This is a genomic window from Novosphingobium aerophilum (assembly GCF_014230305.1).
Lineage (GTDB): Bacteria > Pseudomonadota > Alphaproteobacteria > Sphingomonadales > Sphingomonadaceae > Novosphingobium > Novosphingobium aerophilum.
In genome coordinates this window covers 116,328-136,027 of record NZ_JACLAU010000005.1, presented here as the reverse complement: position 1 = coordinate 136,027, position 19,700 = coordinate 116,328, and the positions used below count along the sequence as shown (strand labels likewise).

The 19,700-nt window shown below is 64.4% G+C and carries 20 protein-coding genes; 7 read left to right on the top strand and 13 right to left on the bottom strand.

The genetic code is table 11. From position 1 onward, the window contains the following. Nucleotides 1–103: 103 nt before the first annotated feature. Complete coding sequence (locus H7F49_RS05870; RefSeq protein ID WP_185682638.1) at nt 104–1,333, bottom strand: MFS transporter; 1,230 nt, start codon at nt 1,331–1,333, stop codon at nt 104–106. A gap of 162 nt (nt 1,334–1,495) precedes the next feature. Here H7F49_RS05870 and H7F49_RS05865 point away from each other — a divergent pair, with 162 nt between their 5' ends. After that, nucleotides 1,496–2,587, top strand: a complete 1,092-nt coding sequence (locus H7F49_RS05865; protein ID WP_328806547.1) for a YeiH family protein — start codon at nt 1,496–1,498, stop codon at nt 2,585–2,587. Between the two features lie 139 nt (nt 2,588–2,726). Here H7F49_RS05865 and H7F49_RS05860 read toward each other — a convergent pair whose 3' ends face one another. From H7F49_RS05860 to H7F49_RS05840, 5 genes are all read right to left on the bottom strand, one after another. Next, a complete protein-coding gene (locus H7F49_RS05860) occupies nt 2,727–3,683 on the bottom strand; it encodes a Gfo/Idh/MocA family oxidoreductase (RefSeq protein ID WP_185682636.1) in 957 nt (318 codons plus the stop codon). Nucleotides 3,684–3,762: 79 nt separating this feature from the next. Continuing rightward, complete coding sequence (locus H7F49_RS05855; RefSeq protein WP_185682635.1) at nt 3,763–4,605, bottom strand: class III extradiol dioxygenase subunit beta; 843 nt, start codon at nt 4,603–4,605, stop codon at nt 3,763–3,765. A 1-nt stretch (nt 4,606) separates the two neighbouring features. Continuing rightward, entirely contained in the window at nt 4,607–5,020 is a 414-nt protein-coding gene (gene ligA, locus H7F49_RS05850) for a protocatechuate 4,5-dioxygenase subunit alpha (protein WP_185682634.1), read from the bottom strand. After that, entirely contained in the window at nt 5,017–6,042 is a 1,026-nt protein-coding gene (locus tag H7F49_RS05845) for an amidohydrolase family protein (RefSeq protein WP_185682633.1), read from the bottom strand. Before H7F49_RS05845 ends, ligA begins: the two co-directional genes overlap by 4 nt. Next, complete coding sequence (locus tag H7F49_RS05840) at nt 6,039–6,860, bottom strand: NAD(P)-dependent oxidoreductase (protein ID WP_185682632.1); 822 nt, start codon at nt 6,858–6,860, stop codon at nt 6,039–6,041. The genes H7F49_RS05845 and H7F49_RS05840 overlap by 4 nt, the downstream gene beginning before the upstream one ends. Nucleotides 6,861–7,054: 194 nt before the next feature. Between H7F49_RS05840 and H7F49_RS05835 the strand changes: the two genes are divergently transcribed. Then, nucleotides 7,055–7,462, top strand: a complete 408-nt coding sequence (locus tag H7F49_RS05835) for a protocatechuate 4,5-dioxygenase subunit alpha (RefSeq protein ID WP_185682631.1) — start codon at nt 7,055–7,057, stop codon at nt 7,460–7,462. Then, nucleotides 7,455–8,294 carry a class III extradiol dioxygenase family protein gene (locus tag H7F49_RS05830; protein ID WP_185682630.1) on the top strand — a complete coding sequence of 280 codons (840 nt, stop codon included), beginning with the start codon at nt 7,455–7,457 and terminating at the stop codon, nt 8,292–8,294. Before H7F49_RS05835 ends, H7F49_RS05830 begins: the two co-directional genes overlap by 8 nt. Nucleotides 8,295–8,366: 72 nt before the next feature. On the opposite strand, the gene H7F49_RS05825 is transcribed toward H7F49_RS05830, so the two are convergent. The 3 genes from H7F49_RS05825 to H7F49_RS05815 are packed head-to-tail and all read right to left on the bottom strand — an operon-like array spanning nt 8,367 to nt 11,539. After that, on the bottom strand, nt 8,367–8,828 hold the full coding sequence (locus H7F49_RS05825) for a DUF3237 domain-containing protein (protein WP_185682629.1): 462 nt from the start codon (nt 8,826–8,828) through the stop codon (nt 8,367–8,369). After that, nucleotides 8,825–10,048, bottom strand: a complete 1,224-nt coding sequence (locus H7F49_RS05820) for a serine hydrolase domain-containing protein (protein WP_185682628.1) — start codon at nt 10,046–10,048, stop codon at nt 8,825–8,827. Before H7F49_RS05820 ends, H7F49_RS05825 begins: the two co-directional genes overlap by 4 nt. A 21-nt stretch (nt 10,049–10,069) precedes the next feature. Next, nucleotides 10,070–11,539: a carotenoid oxygenase family protein gene (locus H7F49_RS05815; RefSeq protein WP_185682627.1), complete on the bottom strand. Its 1,470-nt coding sequence runs from the start codon at nt 11,537–11,539 to the stop codon at nt 10,070–10,072. A gap of 58 nt (nt 11,540–11,597) precedes the next feature. Between H7F49_RS05815 and H7F49_RS05810 the strand changes: the two genes are divergently transcribed. The 4 genes from H7F49_RS05810 to H7F49_RS05795 all read left to right on the top strand — a co-directional run bounded on the left by H7F49_RS05810 (nt 11,598) and on the right by H7F49_RS05795 (nt 15,407). After that, on the top strand, nt 11,598–12,071 hold the full coding sequence (locus H7F49_RS05810; RefSeq protein ID WP_185682626.1) for a MarR family winged helix-turn-helix transcriptional regulator: 474 nt from the start codon (nt 11,598–11,600) through the stop codon (nt 12,069–12,071). 73 nt (nt 12,072–12,144) lie between these two features. Further along, nucleotides 12,145–13,050, top strand: a complete 906-nt coding sequence (gene yghU / locus H7F49_RS05805) for a glutathione-dependent disulfide-bond oxidoreductase (RefSeq protein WP_328806546.1) — start codon at nt 12,145–12,147, stop codon at nt 13,048–13,050. 129 nt (nt 13,051–13,179) lie between these two features. After that, complete coding sequence (locus tag H7F49_RS05800) at nt 13,180–14,514, top strand: aldehyde dehydrogenase family protein (RefSeq protein WP_185682624.1); 1,335 nt, start codon at nt 13,180–13,182, stop codon at nt 14,512–14,514. Between the two features lie 164 nt (nt 14,515–14,678). Then, entirely contained in the window at nt 14,679–15,407 is a 729-nt protein-coding gene (locus tag H7F49_RS05795; protein WP_185682623.1) for a nuclear transport factor 2 family protein, read from the top strand. 24 nt (nt 15,408–15,431) lie between these two features. Here H7F49_RS05795 and H7F49_RS05790 read toward each other — a convergent pair whose 3' ends face one another. The 4 genes from H7F49_RS05790 to H7F49_RS05775 all read right to left on the bottom strand — a co-directional run bounded on the left by H7F49_RS05790 (nt 15,432) and on the right by H7F49_RS05775 (nt 19,698). After that, the gene (locus H7F49_RS05790) at nt 15,432–15,917 is read right to left on the bottom strand and encodes a MarR family winged helix-turn-helix transcriptional regulator (protein ID WP_185682622.1); all 486 of its coding nucleotides are present in this window, start codon (nt 15,915–15,917) and stop codon (nt 15,432–15,434) included. A 193-nt stretch (nt 15,918–16,110) separates the two neighbouring features. Next, nucleotides 16,111–16,515, bottom strand: coding sequence for a nuclear transport factor 2 family protein (locus H7F49_RS05785; protein ID WP_185682621.1), 405 nt, complete (start codon nt 16,513–16,515; stop codon nt 16,111–16,113). An 11-nt stretch (nt 16,516–16,526) separates the two neighbouring features. Then, the gene (locus H7F49_RS05780) at nt 16,527–17,120 is read right to left on the bottom strand and encodes a nuclear transport factor 2 family protein (protein ID WP_185682620.1); all 594 of its coding nucleotides are present in this window, start codon (nt 17,118–17,120) and stop codon (nt 16,527–16,529) included. A gap of 124 nt (nt 17,121–17,244) precedes the next feature. Next, on the bottom strand, nt 17,245–19,698 hold the full coding sequence (locus H7F49_RS05775; protein WP_328806545.1) for a TonB-dependent receptor: 2,454 nt from the start codon (nt 19,696–19,698) through the stop codon (nt 17,245–17,247). Between the last annotated feature and the right edge of the window lie 2 nt (nt 19,699–19,700).

Here is a 19,700-nt window from a genome sequence, read left to right as displayed (position 1 = left end):
CGACCCAATCCCCTTTGTTTTCAGGTGACAGGTGCAAGGGGACGGAGGACGGCAGGGAGCAGCCCGCCAGACCAGCCCCCCCAGACCAGGCCTACGAGCCTCCTCAGGCCTCCACGGCCGGGACCAGGCGGGGAACCACCAGATGGATCACCGCCAGCGCCACCAGATAGGCGCTGCCGCAGATCGCGAACATCGGGGTGTAGCCATGGCCGTTCTGCAACGACCAGGCGGCCAGCTCGATGATCCCCGCGCCCGACAGGTTGCCGGCGAAAGCACCGAGTGCGATCACCGTGGCGACGCGGGTGGCGGGGATGATGTCGGCCGTCATGCCGAAGATGTTGGTCGAGAAGCCCTGGTGCGCGAACAGGCCCAGCCCGATCAGCACCGCCGCGATCCAGGGGCTGCCGGTGACCAGCGCCAGCGGCATCCCCAGCACGACCAGGGCATAGAACAGCATCGAGGTCTTGCGCGCGGCATTGACGTTGAAGCCGCGCCCCAGCAGCAGCGGGAACAGCGCGCCCGAAGTCAGCGCGCCCAGGGCCGCCAGGGTGAAGATGATCGCGATCGGCCAGCCGAGCTGCCCCTGCCCCATGTGGAATTCGCGATTGAAGAAGTCGGGCATCCAGAACAGCACGAACCACCATACCGCATCGGTGCAGAACTTGGCCCCGATCACCGCCCAGCTCCGCCGGTCGGACAAGAGCTCGCCCCAGGCCACCGGGGCCCGTTCGGGCACGTTGCCGACGACCTCGAGCTTGCGCGTGACCGCCAGCCAGCCGATCAGCCAGAAGAAGCCGAGGGCTCCGGTGACGACGAAGGCCGCTTTCCAGCCAAAGGCCAGGGCAAAGGGCGGGATCAGCAGCGGCGTCAGGATCGCGCCGATGTTGGGCGCGGTGTTGATCAGCCCGATCGCCAGGTTGCGTTCGTTGGCGGGCAGGTAGAGCGCCGCCGCCTTGAGCCCCGCCGGGGTGCTGACCGATTCCCCCGCGGCCAGGATCACCCGCGCGGCGACAAACTGCTGCACCGTCTGGGCCAGGGCATGGGCCATTCCGGCGGCCGACCAGACCGCGACCGCCACGGCATAGGCGATCCGCACGCCCAGCCGATCGACGAACACGCCGACGAACAGGAGCACGCCGGCGGCGGCGATCTGAAAGGACGATCCGAGGTGCCCGTAATCGCCGTCGGTCCAGCCGAACTCGGCCTCGAGCGTGGGCTTGAGCAGCGAGAGCACCTGCCGATCGACGTAGTTCAGCGCATTGCCCAGGAACAGCAGCACGACCAGCCCCAGCGCGGCCCCGCGCATCACTCCTTCGGCTCGGCCGGTGGTCATCATCGCTCTCCCCTGCGTGCCTGCCCTGATCGTCCCGGGCCGTGCTTGCGGCTTGCAGACTAGCCGGTTGCGCGCCTAAGGGAAGAGGGTATGACACCGTGGGACATACACCGCGGACATACACCGCGAACAGGCATTGCGGAAAAGGGGAGCGGCCGGGCCGTGACACGCCACGAGATCGACTGGGAATCGCTGCCCTCGGCGGCCGATCTGTTCGGCGAACTGCACCTGGCCGACCAGGCCCCCCCGCCCGCCGACGCCCCCGCCAAACCGAAGGAATCGATCCTGCCCGGTTTGACGATCTGCGGGATCGCGGCGGGGGCGGCGGCCTGGCTGTCCGAACACTATCATTTCCCGATCATCCTGCTGGGCCTGCTGATCGGCCTGTCGATGAGCTTCGTCGCGCGCGAGCCGCGCAGCCATCGCGGGCTGGACTTCGCCTCGCGCACCTGCCTGCGGCTGGGTGTCGTGCTGCTGGGCTTCCAGGTGACCTTCACCCAGATCGGCTCGCTCGGGCCCGAACCCTTCGCCGGACTGGTCGGGGTCATGGCCCTGACCTTCTTTGCCGGCGTGATCGCGGCGCGGCTGGCCGGGCAATCGAGCTACACCGGCATTCTGGCTGGCGGGGCCACCGCGATCTGCGGCGCGAGCGCAGCGATGGCGCTTTATGGCATCATCGGACGCGAACGGCTGGCCCAGACCCAGTTCGCGATCACCCTGGTCGGTGTCTCGCTGGCCAGCGCCGTGGCCATGTCGCTCTATCCGATCCTGGCGGGCTATCTGCAATTGTCGCACCAGCAGGCGGGCTTCCTGATCGGGGCCTCGATCCACGATGTCGCCCAGGCGATCGGCGGCGGCTATGCCTTTTCCGAACAGGCCGGCAGCTATGCCACCATCGTCAAGCTCTCGCGCGTGGCGCTGCTTGCGCCGGTCGTGGTGATCACCGGGCTGGCGATCGGCGAGCCGGATTCCGGAGCGCAGCGCACGCTGTGGCGGCGCCTCGCCCTGCCCTGGTTCATCACCGCCTTCTTCGCCGTGGTGCTGGTCAACTCGCTGGTGCCGGTCCCGCCCGTGCTGGGCACCAATGCCCTGGCCCTGTCCAAGGGGCTGCTGCTGATCGCGGTGATCGCCACGGCCATGCGCAGCCGGCTGGACCTGCTGATGGAAACCGGCTTGCGCCCGGCCATCCCCGTGCTGGCCGCCACGGTGGTAAGCTTCATCGCCTCGCTGGGAGTGGCGTTGCTGCTGCTCTGAGGCGGGGCCCCCTCTCCCAACCCTCTCCCCTGAAGGGGAGAGGGCTTTCCACCTCGCGCTCTCTCCCCTTCAGGGGAGAGATACGCAGGCTTGCGAGCGCAGCGAGTTAGCCGAAGTTGCGAGGGGAACCCCGCCCGGCTTACGACCAGCCGTCCTGGGCTTCCAGATCAGCCGCCAGCTCCCCGATCACGCGGTAGCAGTCGAGCACCCCCGCCACCGAGCTGTTCGGTTCGCGCCCTTCGCGGATCGCGGCGACGAATTCGCGGTCCTGCAGCTCGATCCCGTTCATGCTGACGTCCACCTGGCTGACATCGATCGGCTCTTCCTTGCCGTTCACCAGATCGTCGTAGCGGGCGATGTAGGTGCCGGTGTCGCCGATGTAGCGGAAGAAGGTGCCGAGCGGTCCGTCGTTGTTGAACGACAGCGAGAGCGTGCAGATCGCCCCGGTTTCGGCCTTGAGCTGGATCGACATGTCCATCGCGATGCCCAGCTCGGGATGCTTCGGCCCCTGGATCACGTTGGCCTTGACGATCCGGCCCGACTGGTAGGCGAACAGATCGATGGTGTGCGCGGCGTGGTGCCACAGCAGGTGATCGGTCCAGCTGCGCGGCTGGCCCTTGGCGTTCATGTTCTTGCGGCGGAAGAAGTAGGTCTGCACGTCCATCTGCTGCAGGCCGAATTCGCCCGCTACGATCCTGTTGTGCACGTACTGGTGCGAAGGATTGAAGCGGCGGGTGTGACCGACCATGCAGACCAGCCCGGTCTCGCGCTGCTTGGCCACCACGGCCTCGGCATCGGCCCAGCTGTCGCACAGCGGGATCTCGACCTGCACATGCTTGCCCGCGTCCATGCAGGCGATCGCCTGGGCGGCGTGCATCTGGGTGGGGGTGCACAGGATCACGGCATCGACGTCATCCCGAGCCAGGGCGTCCGCGAGCTCGGTCGAACTGTGCCTGGCGCCGTACTTGGCGGCCACGGCCGCGGCCTGTTCGGCCGTGCGGCTGATGATCGAGACGATTTCGACCCCGGGGATGTTCTTGAGGCCATCGAGGTGCTTTTCGCCGAAGGCGCCGGCACCAGCCAGAGCGATGCGCATGGTCAGATCCTTGTTCTGAGGGAAGCCAAAAAAGGCCGGCCCCGCGGCATGCCACGGGACCGGCAGGGTGGAAGGGGTGTCAGTCCGCCGGTTCGAGCACGATGTGCCCGATCGCGGTGTTGGAACAGGGAATGTGATAATGCCGGTTGAGCCGCTTGACGCGCTTGCCCAGCGCGCCGCGCATGATCAGCCACATCACCATCTCGATGCCCTCGCTGCCGGTTTCGCGCAGATATTCGATGTGCGGGATGTGGCGCGCCGCATCGGTGTCGGATTCGAGCAGATCGAGGAACTTGTTGTCCCACTCGCGGTTGAGCAGTCCGGCGCGCGGGCCCTGGAGCTGATGGCTCATCCCGCCAGTGCCCCAGATCTGCACCTTGAGGTCTTCAGGGAAGCTTTCCACCGCGCGGGCGATCGCCTCGCCCAGCGCCCAGCAGCGGTTGCCCGAGGGAACCGGATAGGTCACCACATTGACCGCCAGCGGCACGACCTTGACCGGCCACTTGTCCGGCTGGCCGAACATCATCGAGAGCGGCACGGTGAGCCCATGATCGACGTCCATCTCGTTGATGATCGTCATGTCGAAATCGTCGAGGATCAGACTCTGGGCGATATGCCAGGCCAGATCGGCATGACCTTCCACATCGGGCACGGGACGCGGGCCCCAGCCCTCGTCGGCCGGCTTGTAGCGCTCGCCGCAGCCGATCGCGAAGGTGGGGATGATGTTGGCGTCAAAGGCCGAGGCGTGATCGTTGTAGACCAGGATGACGACATCCGGCGGAGACTCCTTCTCCCACTGGCGGGTCCATTCGTAGCCCTGGAAAATCGGGCCGAAGTAATCGTCCTGCCACTTGCCCTGATCCACCGCGACGCCCAGCAGCGGCACGTGGCTCGAGCCCACACCGGCAACGATCTTGGCCATCTCAATACTTCCCCTTGATCGAGCGATTGCCTTCGGGCGAACGCCCTCCGTCGAGCATCATCTGGCGATACTCGGGCCAGGTCATGTCGGTCATCGTGCTCACCGCCTCGGCGAAGGGCAGTCCGTCGGTCGAGAACAGCTTGGACAGGAAATAGACGTTGCCGCCCAGGTCCAGCAGCCGGTTGTAGTCCCGCGCCAGGATCGCCGCCTTGGCCTCGTCCGAGATGGTCCATTCGTCGAGGTAGGCGCGTTCGTCGGCCTTGAAGCGCTCACGATTTTCGGCCTTCATCAAGCTCATCGCGAACTGGTTGATCCAGTATCCCTTGCGCGCCCGTGCGGCCGTGAAAACCCGCGTGCCCGGAATGTCGTCGAACTCGGCCAGGTATTCGTGGATATTGACGCGGGCGTCGGTCACAGCCCCCTCTCCTTCAGCTTGGCGTCGAGGCGCGGGAACACACGGCGGGCGTTGCCCTCGAAGATCGCGTGGCGCTCGGCCTCGCTGATGGCGAGCGCATCGATATAGCGCTTGGTGTCGTCGAAGTAGAACCCGGTGGTCGGATCGATCCCGCGCACCGCACCGACCATCTCGCTGCCGAACAGGATGTTCTTGTTGTCGATCACGTCGGCCAGCAGGTCGATGCCCGGCTGGTGATAGACGCAGGTGTCGAAGAACACGTTGTTCATCAGGTGGGTCTGGAGGTCGGGCTTCTTCAGCATGTCGGCCAGGCCGCGATAGCGCCCCCAGTGATAGGGCACCGCGCCACCGCCGTGCGGGATGATGAAGCGCAGGCTGGGGAAGCGGCTGAACAGATCCCCTTCAAGCAGCTGCATGAAGGCGATCGTGTCGGCCGCGATGTAGTAGCCGCCGGTGGCGTGCATCGCCGGGTTGCACGATCCCGAAACGTGGATCATCGCCGGCACGTCCAGCTCGCACATCGCCTCGTAGAACGGGAACCAGAACGGGTCGGTCAGCGGCGGGTGCCTGAAATGACCGCCGCCCGGATCGGGGTTGAGGTTGCAGCCGATGAAGCCCAGTTGCTCCACACAGCGCTTCAGCTCGGCGATCGAGCTGGTCATGTCGGCCTCGGGCGACTGCGGCAGCATGCAGACCCCGGCGAAGGTCTCGGGATAGAGGCCCACCACGCGGGCGATCAGATCGTTGCAGACCTGGGCCCACTTCACCGCCACGCTCTGGTCGCCGACGTGGGGCGCCATGGCGCTGGCCCGGGGCGAGAAGATCGTCATGTCGGCGCCGCGCTCCTTCAGCAGGCGCAACTGGTTGGCCTCGATCGTCTCGCGGATCACATCATCGGAAATCTCGGGATAAGGCGGGCATTCGGTCCCGGCCTTGAACGCCGCCTTCTGCGCCTCGCGCCATTCGTCGTGGGCCTTGGGCAGCACCGTGTAGTGGCCGTGGCAGTCGATGATCAGGCTCACGCCGCTTCTCCCTTGCTTGCCGTCAACAGATCACGCCGCCCGGCCAGCTCGCGCTGGCGCCGCACCGTGCCGCTGGTCATGACCGGTTCGACCCCCAGCTCGGCCAGGGTCCGCGCCGATTCCTCCATTTCCGCCGCCCGGCGCAGGCCGTGGGTCACCATCCGTTCAATGTTGTAGGCCGCCCGCGCCGCCCAGGGCTGAGCCTTTTCGCTGGCGTCGAGCGAGGCCAGCACCTCGTCGGTCACCCCAGCGGCCTCTGCGGCCAGCATCATTTCGGCGGTCAGCGCCTCCAGCCCCTTGACCATGACCGAGCGGATCATCTTGATCGCGCTGGCCCGCCCCACCTCGGCGCCGACCGTGCGAACATGGGTAAAGCCCGTGGCCGAAAGCGCTTCGGCTGCGGCGTCGGCGGCTTCGCCGGACAGCAGCAGCGGCACGGCCAGGCGCGCCGGATGGACCGGGGCGAGCACCGCGACATCGACATAGCGCGCCCCCGCCGCCCGCACCGCTTCGGCCGCCGCCCGCTTGGTACCGGGGGCCACCGAATTCATGTCGCACCACAGCGCGCCGGGGGCCAGCAACGGCGCATAATCGCGCGCCGCCGCCAGCGCCTGGTCCGCCGTCACCAGCGACAGCACCAGCGGCGCCCCCGCCAGCGCCTCGGCGACCGAATGGGACCCGCGCAGCCCCTGTCCGGCGGCGGCGCCGCGACGGTCTGCCCGCAGGTCCCAGGCGGCAGCCGTTGCCTGCCACCCGGCGGCACCGGCAAAGGTCGACCCGGCCTCGCCGAAGCCGATGAGGGCAAGAGCTTGCTGCACGGCGCCTGACTTGTCCCGCGCCCGCCGGGACCGCAAATCGAAAACCGTCCCTGGCCATAAGCTGCGGCTATTTGATGATCGAACTGCAACATGTGGGCGGGGGATCGCGGTGGGCCGCACCATGGCTTGATCAAGGTCAAGGATTTGTCGCGCCGGCCTGCCAATCCGGGCCATCCGCACCGTGGGAGCCTTCGATGCCACACCCCGCCAGCCCGACCGAGACGCCCCGGGCCATTCCCGGCACCACCCTGTTCGACGGCGATGCCGCGCAGAAGGGCTATCAGCTCAACGCAATGTGCTTTTCGTTCAACAGCGCAGCCAACCGCGCCGCCTTCGCCGCCGACGAGGAGGCCTACTGCACCCGCTTCGCCCTGACCGCTGACCAGCGCAGGGCCGTGGCGACCCGCGACGTGCCGGGCATGATCGCGGCGGGCGGAAACATCTATTACCTCGCCAAGCTCGCCGGGATTCTCGGGCTCAGTGTCCAGGATGTCGGCGCCTTGCAGACCGGCCTCTCGGTCGATGCGTTCAAGGCCATGCTGCTCGCGCAGGGGCGCGGGCAGTCCTACGAGCAGTCTATCGCGGAGGCCCGTCATGGCTGAGATCGTCGGCGCCTATTTCACCAGCCACGTTCCCGGGATCGGCGGTGCGATCCAGCGGGGGGATCAGCAGACGCCCTACTGGAAGCCGTTCTTCGACGGGTTTCCCCCGGTGCGCGAATGGCTCGCCGCGGTCCGCCCGGACATCGCCGTGGTCTTTTCCAACGATCATGGCCTGAACTTCTTCCTCGACACCATGCCGACCTTCGCGGTCGGCGCCGCCGCCGAATACCGCAACGCGGACGAAGGCTGGGGGCTGCCGCTTTACAAGCCGGTCAAGGGCCACCCCGCGCTGAGCTGGCACGTGATCGAACAGCTGGTCGCGGACGAGTTCGATCCGGTAACCTGCCAGGCAATGCTGGTCGATCACGCCATCGCGATCCCGTTGGAGCTGGCCTGGCCCGACGTGACGGAATGGCCGGTGAAGCTGGTCCCCATCGGCATCAACACGGTGCAGCACCCCCTGCCCTCGGCCCGCCGCTGCCTGGCGCTGGGCCGCTCGGTCCATCGCGCGCTGTCGAGCTGGGGCGGTGACGAGCGGATCGTGGTGATCGGCACCGGCGGCCTCTCGCACCAACTCGACGGGGAACGGGCCGGCTTCATGAACCCGGACTTCGATCGCTTCTGCCTGGATCACCTCGCCGCCGACCCCGACGCGCTGACCCACCTGTCGGTCCACGACATCGTGAGGCTGGCCGGAACCCAAGGCGTTGAGGTGCTGAACTGGATCGCCGCGCGCGGAGCCCTGGGGCCCGGAGCCGTGGAGATCCATCGCAATTATCACCTGCCAATCTCGAACACCGCAGCGGCAACGATGCTGCTGGAGCCGGCGTGATTGGCAGGAAATGCCGCTGCGCCAAAACCTGGAGTTCAGCCGGTGCTTGCTCGCGGCGCGCCTTATCCCACGCTAGGTGACGCGCCACACCCAGAGTTTGATCGCCAACGGATAGCGGGCCCCGGCGCAGACGAAAACGGATCGGTTCAGCCAATCGTAACGGCCGATGGGGGCGATGAATTCCGGCACTGTGCGAAAATAGTATTGAGCCGGATCGACCTCCTCACCGGCAATCAGGCGCGCCATGACCTCGGGTGGGCCATGTCGAAGGCCGCGGTTGCGGATTTGGATAACCACGCCGTCATCGGTTTCGAGCGCATAGACCGCGTCCGCCACGGTCACCCCGTCGGGCCGGGTCAACTGCCAGTCCGCGGCATTGCCCAACAAGTGCCCCCGGATCAGCGGCCCTACGACGCTGCCGCCGGGACAGATCGGGATGATCCGGCGGGCGCCGTCGTGTGTGGTGCCAATCGCGATCGGCGGCTCCAGCTGGCCGGTGGCTTCGTACACGAATTCCAGTTCGGGCTTGATCATTTTGCCCTGACGATCCGGTGGAAGTAGTCGAGCGTTTCCGGGGTCGCATAGTCAGGCTCCACTGGCGGGAAGTAGCTCAGCTTGACGATCACAGTGCGGCTCGCGGGGTGAATGTAGATCAACTGCCCGGCCAGACCGACGGCGGCATAGGCACCGACCTCGCGGTCGAGCTGCCAGAACTGGAAGCCATAACCCAGGCCGAGATTAAGCCCCTGATCGGCCGATGAGGGAAACGGGATCATCTTCGTGGCCTGCGCCATCCAGCCGCTGGCCAGGACGCGCTTGTTTCCGCGCAGGCCATCATTGAGCATGAGCTGCCCGAGCCGGCCGTAATCGCGCAGGGTGGCGTTGAAACCCATGCCAGCAAGTTCGCGCCCGGAACCGGGCGGGCCATCGGCCAGCCACCAGGCATCGGCTTCCATGCCCGCCGGCGCCCATAGCACTTCCTGGGTGTAGGCCGCGAGGCTTTTGCCGGTCGCGCGTTCGATGATCCAGCCCAACACAGCGGTGTCCAGAGTGGCATAGTTGAAACGGCTGCCCGCATCGATCTTGCGGCCAATCGACCGAGCCGGGTCGGCGAAGCGCCAGCGGTTCAGCACAATCGCGTTCTGATGGATCTGGGCTGCCAGACTTGGACGCTCGCCGAAATCGTACCGCTCTTCGTAGTCCACCCCCGACCGCATCTGCAGGATATGGCGGATCGAGACCGAGCCATAGCCGCCGTCCCGAAGTTCTGGCACATACTTCCCGGCAGGGTCGTCCAGCGATGCAATATGGCCCTGTTCAAGCGCCTTGCCGACCAGTAGCGAGGTAATCGACTTGGCCATCGAAAATGAGATGAAATGGGTCGATGCATCGGACCGGTTGCGATAGTCCTCGAACAGGATGCGACCATCGCGGATCACGAGCAGGGCATTGGTGAACGTGCGCTCGGCCCAACGCGCATGGTCCGCCTCGCCGCCGGCAATCCGCGCCGGTGGCATGGCGAAGCCGGCGCGGCGCGGCAATGGCTGAACCGGGCCGGCGCGCCGCACCATGCGGTATTCGAAGACGCGGTTGGTATCCCGAAAGGTGAAGGCATTGACCGCCGGGTTGAGCCACTGTTCACGCATGGCGATCACGGCCGGGGATGGTCCCGCCGGCTCAGCCCATGCCGGCGAGACGCCCAGAAGCACTGCGGCCACCACCCCGAAGAGCCGGAACGCACGGCGATAGATCATGACATCAATCCTTGCTGCGGTTCAGGCTGGCAGGCCGATCGCTTCGGCCCCAGCCCAGTTGCCGTGCAGGCCGAAGCGCAGCCGGATCGGGATTTGGATCGTGGCGACCGGGCCCTTGGCGATATCCAGAGCTTCGAACAGCAGCAGATCGCTGCGGTGATCCTCAAGTCGATTGCAGACCTGCACGATCCAGCCGTCGCCCTCACTGGCATCACGACTGCGCGGGATAAAGCATGGCTCCTGCAGCGAGCTGGTTGGCCCGCACCACCAGTGCTGCTCCTCTCCGGTGACCAGATCCTTATGGCACAGGCAGTTCATCAGCAGGCCACCTGCGCTGCCGCCCTTGAGTTCGACCGGGCGGGCATAGTCCATCTCGAGCATCCAGCCATGGCGATAGGGCCGACCGGTGAAGCGATCGTCGATGCGGGGAAATTCGCCGGCGGTGTCGGTCAGCCGGGTGATCGCCGCGAACTCGTCGGTGTTGTTGGCCAGATCGACCGTCCAGCGGGTCAGGTAGCTCATCGCCTCCCGTCCATTGAACGGCGCACCGTGAACGTCCGGGAAGAACGGGAACATGTTGTTCTTCGCTTCGGGAATATCGAAGTGGATCTTCGAGCCGTCCTGAAACGCGTTCATCACATGGCTGGCGAAGCAGTTATCGCGCTTGAACCAGCGGATGTCCTCCTGCTTCAGCCCGGCCCGGCGCGGGATCACGCCAAGGTAGACCGGCATGGTCGTATCGAAACCGAAATGCGGCAAACCCTGTTCCAATCGCTCCCACGATCCGATCGAGGGAACGATGTGCAAGATCAGGTAGTCTTCGGTGATACCGAAATCGTGCATCATGCAGTAATAGGGAACCTTGAACCATTCCTCGCGGACCAGCTCGCCATCAGGACTAACCTCGAGGTAAGTCACATCGTCGCTGCACAGGCCCGAGGCGGCATAGCCGATCGCGACCATGTTGCCGGTGCTGGGATCGATCTTGGGGTGCGAGGTGAAGGTCTCGCCCGTCATCTTGCCGCCGAATTTCTCGAACCCGATGGTCTCCATCGTGACCGGGTCCATCAGCAGCGCCGGACTGTCTTCCTTCATGGCCCAGAGCTTGCCGGCAAAGGGGAAGGCATTGGTGTTGGCGGTCGAGCGATAGGCCCCCTTGACCGAGGGATCGTCGCCAAGCGGATTGCGATAGGCGCCGAACAGAGCCTTGCCGGCCGCGTTCTCTAGCTTCCACTTGTCGGTTTTGGCCCAACGCTGGCGAAAATCGCACTGGCCATCATGAAAGTGAAAGCGGGCGATCATTCCGTCGCCGTTGAAGGCGATATCGTCCCCCAGCTTGGGAGGGAATTGCGGATCGGGCTGAACCCGGTAGAACGCTCCGCTCAGTCCGGCTGGAATGGTCCCTTCATGGACAAGATCAACAATATCCGCTTCAATGCGCGACGGCGTGTTGAAGCCGGTAAAGTTGGGATTTTGCGGGAAGTTGGCCATGGCAATCTCTTCCGACTCTTTTTGTATGTTGCACTAACAATCGTCTCTGGAGCCTGAGTTGACAAGACCAAAAGAGATTCTCTCGCCAACCACCCCGCATGTCGAAGGTGACGACGACATCGGCGAAATCCGCGACATCGTCGGCTTCCATATTCGCCTCGCCTATGGCGCGGTCTACCGGCACTTCACCGAGACCTTCACGCACCTCGACCTGACCCAGAAGCAGGTGTCCGTGTTGTGGCTGGTCGATCTTCACCCGGACATCGCGCAGACCGGGCTGGCCCAACTGATGCGGATGGACCGGGCCACGACGATGGCGATCGTGAACCGGCTGCAGGCTCGCGGCTACCTTGTACGCGGCAAGTCGCTTGACGACGGCCGCAAGCAGACGCTCAACCTGACCGACGCCGGCCGCCAGATGCTCGCCACGGCCAAAGACGCCGTTGTCGAGCATGAGCGCTGGCTGAAATCGCGGTTCACCGAGAAGGAGGTCGTCAGCCTGATCGAGATGCTGACCCGTATTCACGACTGATCAACAGACGGCTTTACGCCGTGATTTATGTATGCAAGACATACAGAATAAGCCGTGCCTTGGGAGAGATAACGTGGCCGAGAGCGATCCTGCGCTGAACCAACCTGCCGGCTATGTTCCCCCTCGCGTGTGGACCTGGGACGCGCCGAGCGGTGGGCAGTTTGCCAATATCAATCGCCCGACCTCGGGCCCGACCCACAACAAGGCGCTGCCGGTCGGCGACCATCCGCTGCAGCTCTACTCGATGGGCACCCCGAACGGGGTCAAAGTGACGATCCTGCTCGAGGAACTGCTCGGCCTTGGCCATGGCGGGGCCGAGTATGACGCCTGGATGATCAGCATCAACGCTGGCGACCAGTTCGGCAGCGGTTTTGTGGCGGTCAACCCGAACTCGAAAATCCCGGCCTTGGTCGATCACTCGCTGGACCCAGCGGTATCGTTGTTCGAGAGTGGCTCGATCTTGTTCTACCTGGCCGAAAAGTTCGGGGAATTTCTGCCAACCGATCCCCATGGCCGCGCCAAAACGATGAACTGGCTGATGTGGCAGATGGGCAGCGCGCCCTATGTCGGCGGCGGGCTTGGGCACTTCTATGCCTACGCTCCGTTCAAGATGGAATATCCGATCAATCGCTTCGCCATGGAAACCAAACGCCAGCTCCACGTGCTCGATACGCACCTGGCGCAACACGAATACATGGCTGGCGACAGCTATACGATTGCCGATATCGCGATTTACCCCTGGTACGGGAACATCATGCGCGACGCCTACAACTGCCAGGAGTTCCTCTCGGTGCACGAATACACGCACCTGGATCGCTGGGTCAGCCAGCTGGCCGAACGCCCAGCCGTGCAGCGCGGACGCATGGTCAACCGCACCTTCGGCGGCCCGGAAAGCCAGTTGCGCGAACGCCACCAGGCCAGCGATTTCGAAACCAACCGCGAAGACATGGTCATCGCGCGCGGCGGCGCCCGGGTCTAGCCGGCGGAGCGGGTCAGCTGGCCGGCCGGACTGCCCCGGATCGGTCTCTACACTCTGCCACCTTTCATTGAGCCATCACCGGAGTTCGCGACGTCTCGCCAGTCCGGCTTGAATCAGGACCACAAATCGATGCCGACCCCTGCCCCCAGTGCCGCCGAAATCACCCGGATCTTTGCCTTGCAGCAGGCGAACCAGTGGGACGTCAAGGCCTCGACGGCTGACCAACGCAAAGCCAAGCTGCAGCGGCTGAAGTCGGTCTACGAAGCCCATGCCGACGAGATCGTGGCCGCCGTGCGGCAGGATACGCGCAAGCCATTGGCGGAGATCCGGATCACCGAAGTGCTGAACGTGTTGGGCAATATTCAGCGCAACATTGACAACCTCGATGCCTGGATGGCGCCGACCGAGGTCGCCACCTCGCTCAATCCCGCCGACAGGGCACAGATCGTTCCCGAAGCGCGCGGGGTTTGCCTGATCCTGGGGCCGTGGAACTTTCCGCTGGGCCTTGTGTTCGGCCCGCTCGCCGCCGCTGTGGCGGCCGGAAACTGCTGCATTGTCAAGCTGACCGACCTCTGCCCGGCCTCAGCCGCGATCGCCGGACGCATCATCCGTGCCGCTTTTGACGAATCCGAGGTCGCCCTGTTCGAAGGCGATGTCGGCATAGCCACGGCGCTGCTCGACCTGCCCTTCAACCACATCTTCTTCACGGGCAGCACCCGTGTCGGAAAACTGGTCGCCGCCGCAGCCGCCCGCCACCTCGCCAGTGTCACGCTGGAGCTCGGCGGAAAATCACCGGTGATCGTCGAGGACAGCGCCGACCTGGAAAAGGTTGCGACCGATCTCGCTTCGGCCAAGCAGTTCAACGGTGGTCAGGCCTGCATCTGCCCCGATTACGTCTTCGTCCGGCCCGAGCAGAAAGAGCGGCTGATCGCGCTGTTCGGGTCCAGGGTCGCCGCGAACCTCTATGCCGAAGGCACGCTCAACAAGGAAGGCATTGCCCAGATCGTCGATCCGCGCAACTTCGCAAGGGTCAAGGGTCTGCTCGACGATGCCGTGGCTGGCGGAGCCAGCATTGCCGTGGGTGGCGTGACCGAGGCGGAGGATCTGACCGTCCATCCGACCTTGCTCACCGATGTCTCGCCCGACATGCAGATCCTGAAGGAAGAGATCTTCGCACCGCTGTTGCCGGTGATGACTTATGACAAGCTGGATGACGTCATCAGCTACATCGCTGCGCGCGACAAGCCGCTGGCCCTCTATATCTACAGCGCGGATTCGAACGCCGTCGCGAAGATCCTGGCGCGCACCTCGTCAGGCGGGGTCACGGTCAACGGCGTTTTCTCGCATTACCTTGAGAACAACCTGCCGTTCGGCGGCGTGAACCACAGCGGCACAGGCAGCTATCACGGCCACTTCGGGTTCAAGGCCTTTTCCCATGAGCGCGCGGTGTACTTTCACCAATAGGCGACGATCCCGGCAGGGTTTCTTCTGAAGTCAAGGCGGGACAAGACCAGGCAAGGGCGCATGGGCCTTGCACTACCAGCCCGGTTTCCGCTCACCTTGCCCCTCGAATTTTGTTAGTAGAACTTACAATATAAGCCGCCCCGCTCAAGAGGGAGAGGAATCAGATGTCAAATGTTGAAGCCCGCCTCGACTCGCTCGAACGCAGGGTCGCCGAGCTTGAGGATATCCATGCGATCCGCCGTCTGCACATGGCTTACGGCTATTACATCGACTATAACCGGCCCGAAGAGGTTGCCGGGCTGTTCGCCCGTGATGGTGCCGTGGTTTTCCTCTCGGGCGAGTATCGCGGTTACGAAGGGGTGATGCGCCTTTACGGCACCTGGTTCCAGAACCTGTTCACCGGCGGCCAGCGCGGCCCGGTTGAGGGCCTGCTGCTCGACCACTTCCAGATGCAGGACGTGATCACCGTCGCACCGGATCGGTTGACCGCCAAGGGTCGGTTTCGCGCCTTGCTGGCGGGTGGCTGGCACGATGCGGTGCAGGACAAGCTGCCCGAGAGCATGCCCCAACAGTTCTGGGAGGCGGGTCTCTACGAAAACGACTATGTTCGCGAAGCCAATGCGGCAGGTGAGTTGGTCTGGAAGATCAAGCGGCTCGATTACATGATGCAGTGGCAAGCCGATTACGAGGGCGGGTGGGCCCACACCGTCGCCCACCTTCAGCCAGCGCAGGTCTGCTATCCCGAAAATCCGATCGGACCTGATGTTATCCTGCCCGACCGGGAGGTGCGCCAGACCTGGCCCCACCGGCAGGAGGTGCCGATGAGCTTCGCCCATCCCGTGCTGGCCCAGGCCTTTGCCGTCGGTGACTTCACGCGGTTGAAGAACAGGTAGGCCGGCGCCGTAGCCCAGCGCTGCTCAATCGTCGGTGCGGTGGGTGCCCCAGTTGACCATGGCGGCAATGACCTCATCGGCGATGCGGGCCAACTCGCGCCGTTGCCGCGCCGTCAGCGAACCCAGCAAGGCATCGGCCACCGCTGCGATATCTGGCATCGCGGCTGCATAGAACGCTTCGCCCGCTGCGCTCAGTCGAACCGGTCGACGGCGGCGGTTGTCGGGGTCGTTCGAGTCCTCCACCAGCCCGTTGGTCCGCAGGGCGGCTATGGCCCGACTGACACTCATGGCAGGTGCCCCCAAGATCCGCATCAGTTCGTGGCCAGCCAGTTCTCCCTCGCCCGACAACGCCATCACCACTTTCAGCTCGGTCTGGCTAAGGCCGGAGGGATTGCAGACCCCTTCGTTCATCGGGACGTTGATCAGGCTGCACAGTTTGAGCAGGCGAATCAGCAGGTCCAGTCGCTCGGAATCGGGTGAAGTCAGAGGCAGATCGTCAGGGCCAGTCATGCCATGGCTATTGCGGGCCGCTTTGCCGCGGGCAAGGGCTTATCGACCACCAATAAGAAATGTTGCGAATTTGTGTGGTGATCCGCACCGGGGTTGTACCACTTGCGCCGACAACCAGCCCCTTGAGTACAGCGCGCCTTACCTTGGCAGGCCTCCGCACGATCATGGCGGTTCGATCCTGCGCCACCACGACCTAAGACATTAGCGGCAACGCGCACTCCACTTTTTCGATACGGCCGCCTTGCGTGGTGTAGAAGATGAACTGCCGGATTTCCTGCACATAGCCCGCACGGATCGGCAAGAACCCGGTCGCCCCGCGGGCGTCGAGGGCCTCCCGCGTCAGATCCTTCCTCGCAACGATGCGCACGACGGCATCGACCGCGGTACACGTCGCGCTGGCCGCAAAGTTCAGCACCTCTACGGTCTCGTCCACATGATCGTGCAGCCAGGCATAGAAGGCCTTGAGTTCTTGCCGCGAGGTGATCACCACCCCGAAAAACGCCATCCGGGGCGGGTCGACATAGAAATCGGCGACCCCGTCGTAATCGCGGGAATTGAAAGCGCCGAGATAGCGGTCGTAGGCGGCGCGATCGAGCATTCGGTTGTCCATCATGGCACCCATGTCTGTCCGGTCACCGGATTGGCATAATGATAGGGGGGCACGAACACGCTCGGAAATGAACCATAGGCAACCGTCTGAGGCGCATCGGGCGGGAACTCGGGCAGTTCGGTGCCCATCGGCACACCCCCGCCGGACAGGCCGGCCTGCCAATCGGCATAGTAGGTCACGAAACAGTGCAACCGTGCGATCTTCCAAACGCCGCCATCGCGGACATAACGGTTCTCGTAGGTCGCCTCCCCCACCAGATCGACCTTGCCACGGATTGCCACCTCCATGATCGCCCGCCACCGACCCCAGGCGTGATCGCCCTCAAGCGTGATCAGGGGCTGCAACTGCATGTGATTGAAGACCGTCCCCTCAAGCAGCGATGGCAAGCATTTCAGATAGGAGCGGATCCGGTCCTGCCCGCGATAGAGGCCCCGGCCCGCGATTTCGAGCGTGGCATCGGCGGCAAACAGGTCGGCAGCCTCGTCCCACTGAGCCTTGTCGACATAGTAGCCGTAGGCGGTCTGCAACCGGATGACCGCTCGTTCATCTTCAATCAAACCGATCCGCTCTGCCAGCGAAAGGGTGGGTTCCATCGTCTGCCTCCCGGGCCATTGTTCCCAGCACTCGGCCTGACCTGGGCACCGGGGCACAGACCAGCCCCCGCAAAAAGGGCGGCCCGCCGGACCGCCCTTTTCATCAGACCGCTACCGGGCCCACTCAGAACTTCTTCTTGACCGTAACCCCCCACTCGCGCGGCCGGCCCGGCTGACCGGTGATCGCACCGGCGCCCGCACCCGTCAGGTCGAACTTGCTGAGGAAGTAGTACTTGTTGAACAGGTTGGTCACCTCCAGCGCGACCGACACGTCCTTCCGCTCGTTCAACCAGGTCAAGCGGGCATTGCTGATCGTGAAGCTCGGAACCTGGCCGAAGATGGCCGAAGGCGATCCAGCGACGGGCGCAACATCGGCACCGGCCAACCCGGACTGGTAGTTGATGTCGAAGCGCGGCGTGAGCGATCCGCTGGAGCCGAGATCGGCCTCATACTGCATGCCGACACTCCATTTGGTCTGGATCAGGCCACGCGGGTTCTGCGCGAGCAGACCGACCACGGCCGGATCGCTTGAGCAGGGTCCCGAAGCCCCACCGACCACGGCCGGGTTCACGCACTTCCACTTCCAGTCGATGTAGCTGATAGAAGCATCGAGCTGGAACCCATCAACCGGCCGGGCAAAGAGTTCGGCTTCGACACCCTTGACTTCGGCATTGCCGGCATTCTGCGGCAGAGCACAGGGCCCGGGCCCGCCGAATTGCGGACACGAGAGCAGCGTGAGCTGGGCATTCTTGAAATCATTGAAGAACCCAGCCAGGTTCAACCGCACGCGGCGATCGAGCAGGTCTGTTTTCAAACCGATTTCATAGGAAGTCAGCGTCTCGGGACCAAACCCGCGCGCCTGGGCGGCGTTGAACGGACGCGGTCCGACACCACCAGCCTTATATCCGGTCGAAATCGTCGCGTAGGCCAAGACCTCGGGCGAGAACCGGTAATCGGCCGAAATGCGATAATCGAACCGGTCGCCGCTGAAGAGGGCGGTCCGCCCGCTCAGCGCCGTGCCGTTGGGGCCGCTATAGCCGATACCATTGGCTGCACCCACGGCGTCGAGGAACGGGTTGATCGTCTTCCCGTCAAGATTGAACCGGTAGAACGTGTAGGCCTTCTCATCCTTGGTGTAACGCACGCCGGCGGTCACCGTCAGAGCGTCGGTCGGCCGCACGATCACGGTGCCGAACACCGCCTTTGACTTCGTCCGGACAGGGTCGTTGCCGATGAACTGCAACGGGAAGATCGGCAGAGGACCGGCCGCCACATAGCGAATGTCCTGCAGCGTGTAATAGGTGGTTTTCTCGTCCGAATAGTAGCCACCAAGTGTGGCATCCGCCATCTCGCCGAGCTTGGCGTTAAGCCGCAGTTCCTGGCTCCAGAACCAGTGGGTCAACTCGTTGTTGCCGAAGCCGACCCGTGCCGGAGAAAGGTCGTTGTCGATCGAAAAGCTCGACTTCCAGCCGCGATAGGCGGTGATCGAGGTCAGCTTGAGCGAGTCGCTCAGGCTCAGATCGACGTTACCCGAGACCCCCCAGCCTTCGTAATCGGATGACTGCTGGCCCGTGGTCGCTGCCAGCGGCAAACCGTTGAGGGGAGGAATCAGGCCGGCAACGAACGCACCGGCTTCCTGTCCGGTCGAAGTGTAGTTGCACCACCGGCCGCAGATGAACCGCGAATCGTATGACAGGCCATTGACGGTCCGGGTGTTGGGGTTGGCGTTGTTGGCGTAAAGCAGGACTTCCGCGCCGTTGTTGTGGCTGTCCTTGGTGTAGTCAGCGCTGAACATGATGTCGACGCGATCGGACGGGTTGTAGCGCAGAATGCCGCGCAGCGCCGAGTATCCGACATCGCCGAGCTTGTACTTCTTGCACTTGGTGCCGCCGGTCGTCGCCGGGACCCCGCTGGACGGATTGGCGCAGCCGTAGTCGATCACGTCGACAAAGCCGCCCTGATCGGCAAAGGTGCCGGAAACGCGTGCAAACAAGTCCTTGGCGATGGTGAAATCGGCGCTGGCGCGAAGGTTGACGCGGTTTCGGATACCGTAAGTGGCCGACAGGTAGCCGCCACCCTCACCCGTGGGCTTGCGCGAAATGAACCGGATCGCACCACCCTCGGAGTTGCGCCCCGTCAGGGTGCCCTGCGGACCGCGCAGCACTTCGACACGCTCGACATCCATGAGGTCAAAGTTGGCGCCGGTCAGGCGCGGGTAATAGACGTCGTCGATGTAGAGACCGACGCCCGGTTCGTAGGCCGGATTGAAGTCGATCTGGCCGAAGCCGCGGATGCTGGCCGTGATCGAGTTGCCGAATGCGGCCGAAGCCGGGCGCAGCACCACGCTCGGCGTCGAATTCGCAATATCGGTCAGCGCCCCGGCGCTGCGCTGCTCGAGTGTGTCGCCCGAAATCGCCGTGATGGCGATCGGCGTATCCTGCAACCGCTGCTCGCGGAACTGGGCGGTGACCACGATTTCGGACGTCTTGTTGGCGTCACCGGCCTGATTTGAACCGCCCTCGGCCTGGGCCTGCGGTGCGCCTTGGGCAAGTGCCGGCGACGCCAGGGTGAATGCCACCG

What these genes read in the sequence shown, in the direction of transcription:
- H7F49_RS05870 (WP_185682638.1), bottom strand. Translation starts at nt 1,333, where the DNA reads ATGACCACCGGCCGAGCCGAAGGAGTGATGCGCGGGGCCGCGCTGGGG.
- H7F49_RS05860 (WP_185682636.1), bottom strand. Translation starts at nt 3,683, where the DNA reads ATGCGCATCGCTCTGGCTGGTGCCGGCGCCTTCGGCGAAAAGCACCTC.
- H7F49_RS05855 (WP_185682635.1), bottom strand. Translation starts at nt 4,605, where the DNA reads ATGGCCAAGATCGTTGCCGGTGTGGGCTCGAGCCACGTGCCGCTGCTG.
- H7F49_RS05835 (WP_185682631.1), top strand. Translation starts at nt 7,055, where the DNA reads ATGCCACACCCCGCCAGCCCGACCGAGACGCCCCGGGCCATTCCCGGC.
- H7F49_RS05830 (WP_185682630.1), top strand. Translation starts at nt 7,455, where the DNA reads ATGGCTGAGATCGTCGGCGCCTATTTCACCAGCCACGTTCCCGGGATC.
- H7F49_RS05825 (WP_185682629.1), bottom strand. Translation starts at nt 8,828, where the DNA reads ATGATCAAGCCCGAACTGGAATTCGTGTACGAAGCCACCGGCCAGCTG.
- H7F49_RS05820 (WP_185682628.1), bottom strand. Translation starts at nt 10,048, where the DNA reads ATGATCTATCGCCGTGCGTTCCGGCTCTTCGGGGTGGTGGCCGCAGTG.
- H7F49_RS05815 (WP_185682627.1), bottom strand. Translation starts at nt 11,539, where the DNA reads ATGGCCAACTTCCCGCAAAATCCCAACTTTACCGGCTTCAACACGCCG.
- H7F49_RS05800 (WP_185682624.1), top strand. Translation starts at nt 13,180, where the DNA reads ATGCCGACCCCTGCCCCCAGTGCCGCCGAAATCACCCGGATCTTTGCC.
- H7F49_RS05795 (WP_185682623.1), top strand. Translation starts at nt 14,679, where the DNA reads ATGTCAAATGTTGAAGCCCGCCTCGACTCGCTCGAACGCAGGGTCGCC.
- H7F49_RS05790 (WP_185682622.1), bottom strand. Translation starts at nt 15,917, where the DNA reads ATGACTGGCCCTGACGATCTGCCTCTGACTTCACCCGATTCCGAGCGA.
- H7F49_RS05785 (WP_185682621.1), bottom strand. Translation starts at nt 16,515, where the DNA reads ATGCTCGATCGCGCCGCCTACGACCGCTATCTCGGCGCTTTCAATTCC.
- H7F49_RS05780 (WP_185682620.1), bottom strand. Translation starts at nt 17,120, where the DNA reads ATGGAACCCACCCTTTCGCTGGCAGAGCGGATCGGTTTGATTGAAGAT.